Source organism: Pedobacter sp. R-06 (assembly GCF_049913135.1).
Lineage (GTDB): Bacteria > Bacteroidota > Bacteroidia > Sphingobacteriales > Sphingobacteriaceae > Pedobacter.
Genome location: NZ_CP183977.1, coordinates 2,705,578 through 2,719,529 on the forward strand (window position 1 = coordinate 2,705,578; position 13,952 = coordinate 2,719,529).

Consider the following 13,952-nt stretch of genomic DNA (forward strand, 5'->3'; position numbering starts at 1 on the left):
AAATTAAAGTCCAACTACTAAACGGGCTCCAAAAGTTCTGGTTGAAGGCAATTGGCCTATTTCAAAACCTTGAACTATATCTCCTCCCGCTAATGTTCCAAACTCGGGATCGAAGGCTGGCCAAGGCGACCAAATAAATAAGTTACGCCCATAAACGCCTAGACTCAATTTAGTAAAACCTATACTTTTAAGCACTTTTTGCCCAAAATTGTATGTTAAATTTGCTTCTCTAAATTTTAAGTAATCCGTTCTAAATACACTTCCTTCTGCTTGCCCACTACCATAAATTGATTCGTAATAGGCATTCATATCGGTGGCTACCACATCATTTTTACGGTACGTTCCATCAGGATTTAGAAGTACCCCGTCGCCAACTATGCCATTATATCTTCCTGGCAAGGTAATACTATGTTTACCTAACGATGCCATTCTAGAAAATGTTAAAGAATGCCCAACTGCGCCTAATTGTGCATCAAACAATGCACTAGCACTAACATTTTTATAAGTAATACTAGTGCCAAAACCAAACCTAAATTGAGGTATTGTGTTACCTAAATACAGCAAATCAGGATTTTCTAGCGCTACTCCTGTGGTCGGATTAAAAACTATTTGCCCATCTGGTGAACGTAAATAACCTCTCCCATACATATCGCCCATGCTACCGCCAACATTGGCAACCACTTGTCCGCCACCTAGCGCACCAGTACGTAACACAACTGAACTATCTGCCAGTTCTCTAATTTTATTTCTATTGGCCGAGAAGTTTGCATTTACCTCCCATTTAAAAGTACGAGATTTTAGCGGTGTAGCATTTATAGCAAGCTCAATGCCTTTATTATCTACCCTACCAACATTTATTACTTGAACATTATAACCGGAGGCCTTATCAACAATGCGACTCAAAATCTGATTTTTGGTGTTTCCGCTATACGCTGCAAAATCAAAGTTTAATCGGTTGTTAAATAATTTTAAATCTAAACCAAGCTCAATTGTAGTCGTTTTTAGTGGCTTTAAATCGGGATTTGGCAAAACACGTGGATTATTCATCGCGCTATCAGGGTAAATACCATCTGCTGCGTACAAATAATTATAAGCAGTTCTGTAAGGCGTGGTGCCACCACTACCAACACTGGCAATAGAGGCTCTTAATTTAGCAAAGCTGATTACTTTTGGTAGTTTCCAAAAATCGGAAGCAACAAAAGCCAAACTTGCAGAAGGATAGAAAAAACCAACATTATCAGTTCTGGTAATTGTTGCTAATGTACTGTTCCAATCCTGACGGGCTGTTATATCTAAATAAAGGTAGTTTTTAAAGCTTAAAGAAGCTAAAGCATAAAAGCTATTGAGCCTGTATTGTGCCGTATCGGGGGCATAAACTAAAGGATTTTCGTTATTGCTTAACTCATAAAGATTTGGAATAACTAATCCATCAGCTCTTTTTTCTAGCTTGTTGTATTGATTACGCATTTGGCTACCACCTAAATTGGCAGTAAGCTGAATATCTTTAGTTAATTGTTTATTATACTTTAATAAAAAATCGGCACTTATTTCGTAAGATCGTATATCCGCAACGCGATAAGAACCATGTGCGAATTTATTACCTGCAGCATCCCAAGGGCGAAGAGTTTCGCGAACATCATTATTCAAATCTCCCGATGCTCTAAGCATTAAACTCAATGCATCCGTAAATCTATAAGTCGCTTGGATGTTTCCTAACCAACCATTCCGTCTTTGTCCGTTTAAATATTGCTCTGATATAGCATAAGGGCCTTCAGGGAAAGTGGTAGTTAAATTTGTAAACTGTCTGTAAACTAAGTTTGTTGCCCAATAATCTTTATACCAATCAATATTCATATTTGGTTGTGCAAACATAAACCAATACATTAACGACTGATTACCATAACCCGTGGCTGGTAAATTATCGCTTTTTCTATTGCTATATTGCACCTTGGCGTTAATGTTTAGTTTTTTAGTTACGTTACTTGTAATATTTAATGCAGCAGTAGTTCGCTCCAAACCTGTATTTGGCACAATCCATTCGTTATTGCCATGGCTTGCAGAGAAGCGTAAACCCACTTTTTTATAAGTACCATCTATACCAAATGAATTGGATGATTCGAAACCGGTTTTAAAAAATGCATCAATTGGATCAGGAGTTGCCACCCATGGTGTTCTGGTTAATCCTTGCGCTCTGGTTGCAGGGTCATATTGAAAAAACATCGCTCCGGGAGAAAACTCAGGGCCATAAGTAGAACTTGTAGAATTGGTGTTTGCTCCATCGGCACTCGCTCCATATGAGTAATATGAATTGCCAGATACCCCAGCGCCGTATTGTGTTTGCCTATCAGGACTTTTGTTAATTTCTTCCCATGCACTATTTGAAGTAAAAGAGATATTAACTTTCTTTTTATTTAAACTGGCAGATTTTGTTGTGATGATGATAGCCCCATTTGCTCCACGCTGTCCATACAATGCTGATGCAGCAGGCCCCTTCAATACGGTTACATTTTCTATATCATCAGGATTTAAATCATTTAACCCACTACCAAAATCGGCAGGCATAATATCTCCTGATGTACCGTAAACACCGCCTCCTGTACCGCCTGTACGCCTTGCCGAACTACTCGCCACAACGCCATCAATTACAATTAAGGCTTCGTTATCTCCTGTCAAATTATTTTCACCACGAAGAATAATTTTATTTGAACCGGCTGGGCCACTATTTCTAACCAAATTTAAACCTGCAACTTTGCCCGATAAAGCATCTGTCCAGTTACTAGAAACCGCATTGGTAAAGGCCGTACTATCTAATTTAGAAACTGCATAACCTAACGATTTTTCCTCACGCTTTATGCCCAATGCCGTAACCACCACTTCGTTTAATTGACTCGTAGAAGACCTAAGCCTCACAATCACATTATTTTCGTTATTATTAAATGTTCTGGTTAGACTTGTATAACCAATCATATTATAGAGAACTGTAGTTCCCTTTGCAATTGTGATGGTATAATCACCTTTATCATTGGTTACACCCAAAAACTTCTTGTTGTTATCCGTTATCGTGGTTCCAATTAATATTTGTCCATCCTGGTCATCTAACACGGTACCTTTAATTACAATATTTTGTGCCGGAGTTTGTGCAAAACTTTCGTTAATACAAATTAATTGCATCAGCATCACACAAACTAAAAAACTAAAGCGTTTTAGTTTACCCTTAAAAAAAGTTCGACTTTTCTTTTGGTGACTATCAGGACTGCTTTGCTTTACATGCAGAACGCATTGATGCCACGAAATCTGTTGAGTAAAATTTTTGATCATAATTATTATAGTATATCCGGTTAGTAATAGGGTTCATATCTGCGATTTATTTTGTCCGGATTTGCGGGCAAAGTAAGCCTGTTTATGTTAAAAATATATTAAGCAAACATTAACGTATTGAAAGCAACCTAAATATATTGCGATTTATTTATTTTTACTTACTATATATTTCGTTAATTAAAATTAACAAAACAAATCGAAACTAAAAACAATAAAATAAATCAACAAGAAATATTTTTTAATTGAATGTTTAAACAGACAGAAATATTGAAGACCGTAAGAAGAATGGAATTATTAAGTTATACCTAAATAAAGCAAAAAATGGCTTCACAAACAATATGTAAAGAAAAATAAGGCAGTAACGGATTAAATTATTGGCATAATAACATTACGTAATAATTTTATTACAAGACAAGGTAGCAGGAAAATAAATAGAGCAACAAAACGAAACATCATGTTGTAACATTTATATATCAACCTAAATCGAAAGATAAAGAAACATGATTAACCTGCCTTTACGTACTCAAATACATGCTTCATGTAAAGTTTACGTAAAGAGAATGTCCGCTCAAGTGCAATTAAGATAATTACCGGAAATATTAAAAAACCAAGCAGGTTAAAAGCGTAGAAAAAATAGCCAAAAATTAATATCAACCTGAAACATTCGAGGTAATAGATCCATTTACGCTGTTCCAAAAGTGCGCCGATGTTGATTAAAGTAAGTAAGATAAAGATGAGTATTGCAGCTTTATTGAATGGTGTTAAAAAACTGTAAAATAAGGTAGTGCCAGTAAGCATTGCAACTACAACCATCAACTGTATATTTAAATAGGTTTTAAATTTAGGTTTAGCCGCACGTTGCATTTTATTCTGAAAATAACGTTCTTCTAAAATTGGCCGGATGTTTTGATCCATCAACGCCGGACTACCGAATACGGCATTCCATTTGGCCCTAAATCCATTTGCACGCCTGTACGCCTCTCCTATTTCTAAATAGTAATGAAAATGTTGCCACAGGAAACTATAACTTTTAATAGGATGTGTTAAGCCATATTTAGGCGCCTCTTCCTCAGTCTGAAAAGTACCGAATAATTTATCCCAAAACACAAAAACATCGCCATAGTTTTTATCCAGATATTTTTCATCAGACGCATGATGAACACCATGCAAAGAAGGTGTAATGAATATGTGTTCCAGCCACCCCAACTTACCAATTAATTGTGTATGCGTAAAAAATGAATAGGCTCCATGAGCCAAAAGTATGGTAATAATCATATTGGGATGAAAACCGATTAATGGTAGTATACACCAAAACACGTTGCGGAAAATGGCTTGAATGGTCGTAATCCTCGCAGCTGCTGATAGATTAAACTCTTCACTTTGGTGATGAACGATATGTGCAGCCCACAAAAAATTAATTTCGTGGCCTAGCCTATGGTACCAGTACCAAACAAGATCTGTCGACAAAAGCAATAATATCCACACATACCATTTTGTAGAAATATCGAAAATCGCATAATTTAAATACACCCAATCGTACACCTGATAAAAACTCGCTGCAATAAATAAGTTCAATAACCTTTCGGCAATACCTACACTAAAATTTGCAACCGTACTTTCATATTTAAATATTTTCGCCTTTTTTTGGTGCTGGGCGATCCTAAACTCAATAAATACAAAAATAAAAAATGCTGGAATGGCAAATGCAAAGTAGTTTACCGTCATAACTGTAGTGGTCTTTTTTAGTTTAACGGAACAAACATAAATATATTCTATTAAATACATAGATTTTATAGAATATATTATTACACCTAAATTACTTCGATCTTCATTTTATGTTTGTTGTTTTAATTTATTTGTAGAACTTCGAAATTATAAATACATAATTATGGCTACAGATAAAAAAGCTGAAAACAACAATATATTATCTATTGATATAGGCGGCACAAGCATTAAAACGGTTCTTCTGGATGAAAGCGGAAATATGCTTACCGAATATTTAAAAAGCAAAACCCCGCCAGAAGCTACTCCAAAAGACATTGTTTCTGGAATTATAGAGTTGATTAAGCCTTTTCCTGTTAGCTACAACCGCGTATCGATCGGCTTCCCAGGTTATGTTAAAAACGGAATTGTTAAAACCGCCCCTAACCTGGCAAAAAACAAATGGGCAGATGTTGATCTCGCTCAGCGTGTGGCTAACGAATTAGGTAAACCAGTACGTTTGGTAAATGATGCCGATCAACAAGGTTTAGGTGTGGTTGACGGCAAAGGATTTGAAATTGTTTTTACAGTAGGTACGGGTTTTGGAACGGCTTTACTATTCGATGGAGAATTACTACCGCATTTAGAACTCGCACATTTCCCGATCAACAAGGAAGAAGACTATGATGATTATATCGGAAATAAGGCTTTCGAAAAAATTGGACCTGAACGTTGGAATAAAAGGCTTAAAAAAGTAATCGAAATCTATAAAACGGTTTTCAATTATGATACTTTATATATTGGCGGTGGCAATTCTAAACAAATAGACTTTAAACTGGAAAGCAACATTAAAATTGTAACCAACAGAGACGGAATTAAAGGTGGTGCAAAACTCTGGAAACTGGCCGACAAGTACAACATCTTTACTGTTGAGCCTAAAAAATAATAATCTTTATTACAATCTTTTAACAACAATAGCTGCAATATTAATTTGTAAACCCTAATTTTGGGTGCATTATAAAATATAAAAAATGGCAAATAACGATTCAAAAAAATATAAATTGGGAATGATCGGTTTAGGCACAATGGGCCGGAACTTATTATTAAACATGGCTGATAAAGGCTTCTCTGTAACTGGTTACGATAAAGACAGAAAAATGATCTCGAAACTTGAAGAAGAAGGCAAGAAACACAACTTAGAAGGATTTGACGATATTGAAAGCTTTATTTCCAGCTTACAAACACCACGTACATTAATCTTACTAGTGCCAGCCGGACCAATTGTAGATAGCGTTATTGCAGAACTAAAACCACTTCTGAGCAAAGGCGACATTATCATCGATAGTGGAAACTCACATTTTACCGATACCAACCGCCGTGTTGATGAATTGGAGAAAGATGGCTTACATTTCTTCGGAATGGGTATTTCTGGTGGTGAAGAAGGTGCACGTTTTGGTCCGAGTATGATGCCTGGTGGCGATAAACAAGCTTATAACGTAGTTAAAGATGTTTTTGATGCAGTAGCTGCAAAAGTTGGAACCGACCCTTGTGTAACCTACATTGGCCCTGGTGCTTCTGGACACTTTGTTAAAATGGTCCATAATGGAATTGAGTATGCTATTATGGAGCTTATTGCCGAGGTTTACGGGATCCTCAAAAATGGCTTAGGTTATACTAACGAAGAAATATATAAAGTATTCAAAAAATGGAATGAAGGTAGATTGCAATCTTTCTTATTGGAGATTACAGCAGAAATCTTCCTATTTAAGGATACCGAAACACAAAATGACCTTTTAGATCAGATTAAAGATGAAGCACGCTCAAAAGGCACCGGGAAATGGACGTCAGAGGTTTCAATGGAACTTCAGTTACCTGTACCAACCATTAATGAGGCTGTTTCTAACCGCGATTTATCTAAATTCAAAAAACTAAGGGTTTCTTTAGAAGAAGCATTTGGGAAAAAAGACACCAAAATTGCTGTTACTATTGATGAACTGGAAGATGCATTTTACTTCTCTATGATCAGTGCTTATGCACAAGGTATGCATTTGTTGGTTCAGGCTTCAAAAGAATACCAATACGATTTACAGTTACAGGAAATTGCTAAAATCTGGCGCGGTGGCTGTATCATCAGGGCTAAATTTCTAGAAGATATTTATCAGGCTTACGATAAAAACAATGCTTTAGAACATTTATTTGGCGATGCTGGTATACAGAATATCATTAAAGGAACTTTAGCAGGCACACGAAAAACAATCAGCGCATGTATCAATTCTGGTTTAGGCATTCCTGCATTTGCATCTACCCTAACCTATTTCGATACCATTACCACAGCTAGAATGCCTTCTAATTTAATCCAGGCACAAAGAGATTTCTTTGGTGCACACACCTTCGAGCGTATTGATAAAGATGGTGTTTTCCATGCTGATTGGAATAAATTATCATAACCTATTAGATTCACGAACAAGAACATAAAATGAAAACCAAAACCGCATTAAACCCTACCATTTTTGTAATATTTGGTGGAACAGGTGATTTAAACAAAAGAAAATTAGCACCTGCCCTATATAACTTATTTATAGAGGGTTACATGCCAGATAAATTTGCCGTTATTGGTACTGGTAGAACCGAATTTACCGATGACAGCTACAAAGTTGCTTTAGAAGATGCTGTAAACCAGTTTTCGCGCAGCGGAAAAGTAAAAAAAGATAAATGGGACGATTTTGCAAAGACAATGAACTATTGTCCTACCGATTTTGCCCAGCCAAAAACTTTCGAAAACCTTAAAGCAGCTGTAGAAAAATATCAAAAAGAATTTGGGGCCGGAACACAGGTAATTTTCTATCTGGCAGTTGCACCTAATTTCTTCCCGATTATTGCTGAATGTTTACAGAAATATAAACTTACGCAAGATGAAGACAATAGCCGTATCGTTATCGAAAAACCCTTCGGCCATGATTTAGAATCTGCAAAAGAACTGAATACATTATTGAGTACCATTTTTACCGAAAAGCAGATCTATCGCATTGATCATTATTTGGGTAAAGAAACCGTACAAAATATGATGGCATTCCGTTTTGCCAATGCATTGTTCGAGCCGTTATGGAACAGGTCTTATATCGATCACGTTCAAATTTCTGTAACCGAACAGTTAGGTGTAGGCGATCGCGGGGGTTATTATGAGGGCTCTGGTGCTTTAAGAGATATGATCCAAAATCACCTGTTGCAATTGCTTTGTTTAGTTGGAATGGAAGCACCAATTAATTTTGATGCCGATGAAATCAGGAACCGCAAGGTTGAGGTTTTAAGAGCAATGCGTCCTTTCTCTGCAGATGACATCCGTTTTCATACTGTTCGGGGTCAATATAGTAAAGGTTGGGTTGAAGGTAAGGAAGTTCCTGGCTACCGTCAGGAGAAAGGTGTTGATGCACATTCTAATACTGAAACTTTTGCTGCTGTTAAATTTCATATCGATAACTGGAGATGGCAAGGTATTCCTTTCTATTTAAGAACTGGAAAACGCTTAAACCAAACTTCATCTCTAATTACCATTCAGTTTAGAGATGTGCCGCATCAGATTTTCTCATCAGGAGTAACCGAAAACTGGCAACAAAACAGGTTAGTAATCAGCATACAGCCAGAAATGAGTATCCGTATGCAGGTACAAGCCAAAAGACCCGGATTGGATATGGTGTTGAATCCCGTTGATATGGTTTTCGATTATAAAGGAACTTATGAGGGTGATACTCCTGAGGCCTACGAAACCTTATTACTTGATGCTATGATGGGCGATCAAACCTTGTTTATGCGTGGCGATCAGGTAGAGGCAGCGTGGGAGTTGGTCATGCCGATTTTAAATACATGGGAAAGCAAAAAATCAATCAACTTCCCTAATTACCCTGCCGATAGCTGGGGGCCAGAAGAAGCTGAAGCACTTATTGCAAGAGATGGTTTCCACTGGTTTAACCTGCCATTGAAGAATAAGGAATAAATTTTTACCCTGGTTGTCTCCCTGACCTGTAGCGCAGCGGAAAGCTACGCAGTAAATTTATTTCAGGGTCTTATTTGAGATAAATGCTGAAATAAATTCAGCATGACGACTTTATTATTGATAACATGAATCTACTCATATACAAAACATTAGAAGAACTGAATCAGGATCTGGCAGATTATGTAATTAAAATTGCAGAAATGTCTATCGAAGAAAACGACCGCTTTAATTTCGTATTAACTGGCGGTAGTTCTCCTAAAGCACTCTATCATCTTTTGGCTACAGAAGGCCAGCACAGAATTGATTGGGACAAAGTATATTTCTTCTTTGGCGATGAGCGCAACGTTCCGGCCAATGATGATAACTACAACGGATTAATGGCTAAAAAAGCAATTCTTGATCCACTAGGCATTAAAGAAGATCATATTTTTTACGTTAATACCACTTTGGCTCCAGAAAAAGCAGCTATCGAATATAAAAAAGCAATCGACAAGCATTTTAATGGTGAAGACATTGTTTTCGACCTGATCCTCTTAGGTATGGGCGATGATGCACATACGGCTTCGATTTTTCCTCATACTACGTTAGTTAAAGACGAAGAAGTAAACGTAGCAGCGGTATATGTAGAAAAATTGGATACGTATCGCATCAGTTTTACAGCACCGTTAATCAACAAAGCCGACAATGTAGCATTTTTGGTTTTTGGAGAGAATAAAGCCGAAGCTTTGAAACATGTTATTGGCGATGAGCAAAAAGATGTTGCAACTTACCCTTCACAGTTAATTGATCCGATTGATGGAAAATTAACCTGGTTTACTGATGAGGCTGCAACAAAATTATTAGAAGATTAAAAAATTATGATGTCTGAAGAAAAACACTTATCAGACTTTTTAAACGGAAAAACGGAATATACCTTAGGGTTATTCCGTTTTTTTATTGAGCAATTGACCGAATTAGGAGAGATAAATCTCAGACCTACAAAATCTATGATTGCAATCGAATCAAAGACCGATTTTGCATATATTACGCAATTGGGTAAAAATTTTATTCATGTGGTTATTCCTTTCAATCAACCATATGAAAACAATCTTTGCTTCACTAAGATTGCACAAGTACCTGGAACGGATCAATTTAACCATCATTTGAGGATTTATTTCAAGGAAGATGTTAATGAAGAGGTGAAAGGTTTTTTAAGGATGGCTATGGAGTAACGCGTTTTTAACCACAGAGTACACGGAGGAAGACGCAGAGACTGCAAAGTTTGATGCAACTATCCTATTACCATATCCGTCATTTCGACTGAAGCGCAGCGAAATGGAGAAATCTATATAGATAAATTTTTAGTGCTGTTGGATGTTTCCATCCGACAGTTTAATAAAAATAAATTTTAGTGTCAGATGGAAACATCTGACACCACACCAATGGCTATGGAGTAACGCGTTTTTTAACCACAGAGTACACGGAGGAAGACGCAGAGATCGCAAAGTTTGGTGCAACTATCCTATTACCATATCCGTCATTTCGACTGAAGCGCAGCGAAATGGAGAAATCTATATAGGTAAATTTTTAGTGCTGTTGGATGTTACCATCCGACAGTTTAATAAAAATAAATTTTAGTGTCAGATGAGAACATCTGACACCACAAAAATCGATTAAACAAAATGCTTCACTCTGAATTTATTTCAGGGTATACAATACGTTGTGATGATTTTCCTGATTAAAAGATCCTGAACCAAGTTCAGAATGACGATCCGTGCAGAAATCATCCTTAGGGGTGCTGTTGGATGTTACTATCCGACAGTTTAATAAAAATAAATTTTAGTGTCAGATGGAAACATCTGACACCATATATAAAACTGTTTGATAGATTTCTCCGCTTCGGTCGAAATGACGATCAAGTAGAGTAATTTAATCCAATTTCTCTTCTATCAACAGCTTAATAATCCCATCGGCCATCCCCACTTTTGGTACATAAATCTGTTTTATACCGGTCCATTTCATTAAAGTTAAATAAATCTCACATGCTGGGATAATTACATCTGCACGATCCGGGTTTAAGCCCAACGTATTAATCCTTTCTTTCAATGAATAACTGGTCAACTTATTATACATCGAATTTAGCTTTTGCAAAGACAGCGGTGCATTTTCCTTCTCATCCGACATGCGGAAGAGTTTATTGATGTTACCACCTGTGCCGATACCTGCTAAATGTTTATATCCTTTTGTATGCTCTTTTACCCAATCTTTCATTTCATCCCAGGTTTCTTCTTTATCCTGATTATCGAGCATCCTGATTGTTCCTATATTGAAGGATCTTGATGCTTCTGGAGCACCTTTTACAAAAACCGACAGTTCGGTACTACCTCCACCCACATCAATATATAGGTAATTTTTATTTTCGTCTAACTCTTCTTCAATATGGTTAGCGTAAATAATATTCGCTTCACGTTGTCCCTCAATAATTTCTAAGGTAACGTCTGTTTGCTCTTTAATCAGTTTAACAATGTCCTGTCCGTTATGGGCTTCGCGCATCGCAGATGTTGCACAGGCTAAATATTCCGAAACATGATAAACATCCATCAGATTTTTAAAAGCAGTCATGGTTTTTACCAGATCTGCCGATTTTTTCTCTGAAATATGTTGATCCAAAAATGCATCATCTCCCAACCGGAGCGGCACACGTATAAGGGTGTTCTTTTTGTACTTATATTTTCCGTCTTGTTTGCTAATATCAGCAATGAGTAACCTCACCGCGTTCGAACCGATATCTATAGCTGCGTATCTTAACATTATGATTGATGCTTGGTTTTTAAATAGTTGTAGATGTCTACCTGCGCCCTTATCTTTTTACTTAATCTGTTTTTATGGTATTTATTATTGTTCAAAGCATTGATCTGTCTCGATTTGGTATTATCCTGGAGTTGCAGATCGATGATATCCTGGATTTCCTGTTTCACATCATGATCCAAAACCGGAAATCCTACCTCTACCCGGTGTTCGAAATTCCTGCTCATTAAATCTGCAGATGATAAATACATGTCGTTTTTACCGTTATTACCAAAAATATAAACCCTGGCATGCTCCAAAAACTTATCAATAATACTAATGGCGGTAATATTTTCACTAAATCCCTTCACTCCAGGCACCAGACAACAGATACCACGGATAATCAGCTGAACTTTAACCCCAGCATTACTCGCATCGTAAAGTTTCGCAATAATCCCTTCATCTGCTAAACTATTTACCTTTAACATGATGTAGGCGAGTTTGCCCTGTTTAGCATTCCTGATTTCGCGATTAATAAAATTGACCAGTTTCGATCGGCTCTCCAGCGGAGAAACAATCAGGTGTTTAAATCCCTTGGTTACGGTACGTTTGCTCAACGCATCAAAAAGTTTTACCAGATCATTGGTAATCTCTTTCTTTGCGGTGAAAATACTATGATCGCAGTATAAACCTGCAGTTTTCTCGTTAAAGTTTCCTGTTGCTAAGTTTGCGTAGTAAACTGGCTTATCTTTTTCAATCCGTTTAACCAAACAAATTTTAGAGTGTACTTTATAGTCAGTTAATCCGTAATTTACCTTAACACCCTCCTCCATTAAGCGGCTGGTCCAGTAAATATTAGCCTGTTCATCAAAACGGGCTTTAAGTTCCAATAAAACAGAAACTGCTTTACCATTTTTAGCAGCGTTGATTAATGCATTGATTACTTTTGAGTTTTCGGCTAAGCGGTATAAAGTAATCTGTATTTCGGTTACTTTCGGATCAATTGCAGCTTCGCGCAAGAACAAAATAATATAGTCATATGATTGGTAGGGTAAATTCACCAAATAATCGCGCTGGGCAACTTTATTAAACATACTTTGGGTTCTGTGCAGGTCGTGAACTTTTAGTGGCACATTCGGCGCATATTCCAATTCCTTTTTACCAACATTTGGGAAAGCAATAAAATCGCCAAACTTATGGTAACGGTTACCCGGAATTAAACTTTCAGCCTCAAGCTTAAGTTTATTCACCAGTACTGTAAGCATATTTAAAGGCATAGCCGAATCATAAAGCAAACGCATTGGCTTCCCTTTTTTACGCTTTTCTAAACTGCTTTTTAAATCATCGATAAATTTATCATTAATGTTTTTATCAATATCTAATTCGGCATCCCGTGTTAACTGGATCGAATAAGCCTCTAAATTATCATAAGTAAAAACATAAAATATATCGTCTAAACAATACCGGATAATGTCTTCGGCAAGAATAATAAATTTTAGATCGTTTGTTTCGGGCAGCACCAAAAACCGCGGCAAATTAGGCGGAATTTCAATGAGTGCATATTTCTCTTTAATTTTTGTATCCTTTTTCGAAAGTTTAACAAAAAAATAGAGGTACCGGTCCTTCAGTTCTGGAAAAGGTTTATCCATATCCAGCATAATGGGAACCAGATTAGATAAAATCTTATCCCTGAAATGATTTTTAACGAATTCTCCCCTGCTTACATTCAGTTGAGTATCGTTTAAGATAAAAATCCTGTTTTGAGCAAGTTCGTTTATTAGGGTAGCCTGAAAAAGCTGGTCGAATTTTCTTTCTTGTTTTACAACAATATTTTTAATCTCATTCAGAATTTTCTTTGGATTGAATCCCAAAAGTGCTTTAGCCTTATCGTTCAGATTGGTTAGCCGGGTCATGGTGGCTACCCGCACACGGTAGAATTCCTCTAAATTTGAAGAAAATATAGATAAAAATTTAATCCGTTCAATCAGCGGAACAGTTTCGTCGGCAGCTTCTTGCAGTACACGTTCGTTAAAATAAAGCCAACTGATTTCGCGGTTTAAAAAAGGGATCTTCTTATTGCTCATTTAAAAAAATAAAAAATCCCTGCCAAAACAGGGATGTTCAAAACTGCACATTAATTTGTTAAATCGATGTTAATTCATTTACTTGTTAATGT

The 13,952-nt window shown here is 36.7% G+C and carries 9 protein-coding genes; 5 read left to right on the forward strand and 4 right to left on the reverse strand.

What is annotated here, in order from left to right; genetic code table 11:
- Positions 1–3: 3 nt before the first annotated feature.
- Both ACN9MR_RS11105 and ACN9MR_RS11110 read right to left on the reverse strand, forming a co-directional pair.
- Positions 4–3,171, reverse strand: a complete 3,168-nt coding sequence (locus ACN9MR_RS11105) for a SusC/RagA family TonB-linked outer membrane protein (protein WP_426329752.1) — start codon at positions 3,169–3,171, stop codon at positions 4–6.
- A 651-nt stretch (positions 3,172–3,822) separates the two neighbouring features.
- The gene (locus ACN9MR_RS11110) at positions 3,823–5,043 is read right to left on the reverse strand and encodes a sterol desaturase family protein (protein WP_426329753.1); all 1,221 of its coding nucleotides are present in this window, start codon (positions 5,041–5,043) and stop codon (positions 3,823–3,825) included.
- A 163-nt stretch (positions 5,044–5,206) separates the two neighbouring features.
- On the opposite strand from ACN9MR_RS11110, the gene ACN9MR_RS11115 reads away from it, so the two are divergent.
- From ACN9MR_RS11115 to ACN9MR_RS11135, 5 genes are all read left to right on the forward strand, one after another.
- A complete protein-coding gene (locus ACN9MR_RS11115) occupies positions 5,207–5,965 on the forward strand; it encodes an ROK family protein (protein WP_426329754.1) in 759 nt (252 codons plus the stop codon).
- Positions 5,966–6,050: 85 nt separating this feature from the next.
- Complete coding sequence (gene gndA, locus ACN9MR_RS11120) at positions 6,051–7,466, forward strand: NADP-dependent phosphogluconate dehydrogenase (RefSeq protein ID WP_057935067.1); 1,416 nt, start codon at positions 6,051–6,053, stop codon at positions 7,464–7,466.
- A 29-nt stretch (positions 7,467–7,495) separates the two neighbouring features.
- Positions 7,496–9,010 carry a glucose-6-phosphate dehydrogenase gene (gene zwf / locus ACN9MR_RS11125; RefSeq protein ID WP_426329755.1) on the forward strand — a complete coding sequence of 505 codons (1,515 nt, stop codon included), beginning with the start codon at positions 7,496–7,498 and terminating at the stop codon, positions 9,008–9,010.
- Positions 9,011–9,135: 125 nt separating this feature from the next.
- Positions 9,136–9,861 (forward strand): 6-phosphogluconolactonase, encoded by a 726-nt coding sequence (gene pgl, locus ACN9MR_RS11130; RefSeq protein ID WP_426329756.1) that lies wholly within the window; start codon positions 9,136–9,138, stop codon positions 9,859–9,861.
- A gap of 6 nt (positions 9,862–9,867) precedes the next feature.
- On the forward strand, positions 9,868–10,221 hold the full coding sequence (locus ACN9MR_RS11135; protein ID WP_426329757.1) for a DUF5655 domain-containing protein: 354 nt from the start codon (positions 9,868–9,870) through the stop codon (positions 10,219–10,221).
- Between the two features lie 697 nt (positions 10,222–10,918).
- Here ACN9MR_RS11135 and ACN9MR_RS11140 read toward each other — a convergent pair.
- Positions 10,919–11,800 carry an exopolyphosphatase gene (locus tag ACN9MR_RS11140; protein ID WP_426329758.1) on the reverse strand — a complete coding sequence of 294 codons (882 nt, stop codon included), beginning with the start codon at positions 11,798–11,800 and terminating at the stop codon, positions 10,919–10,921.
- The gene (gene ppk1, locus ACN9MR_RS11145; protein WP_426329759.1) at positions 11,800–13,860 is read right to left on the reverse strand and encodes a polyphosphate kinase 1; all 2,061 of its coding nucleotides are present in this window, start codon (positions 13,858–13,860) and stop codon (positions 11,800–11,802) included. Before ppk1 ends, ACN9MR_RS11140 begins: the two co-directional genes overlap by 1 nt.
- Positions 13,861–13,952 lie beyond the last annotated feature (92 nt).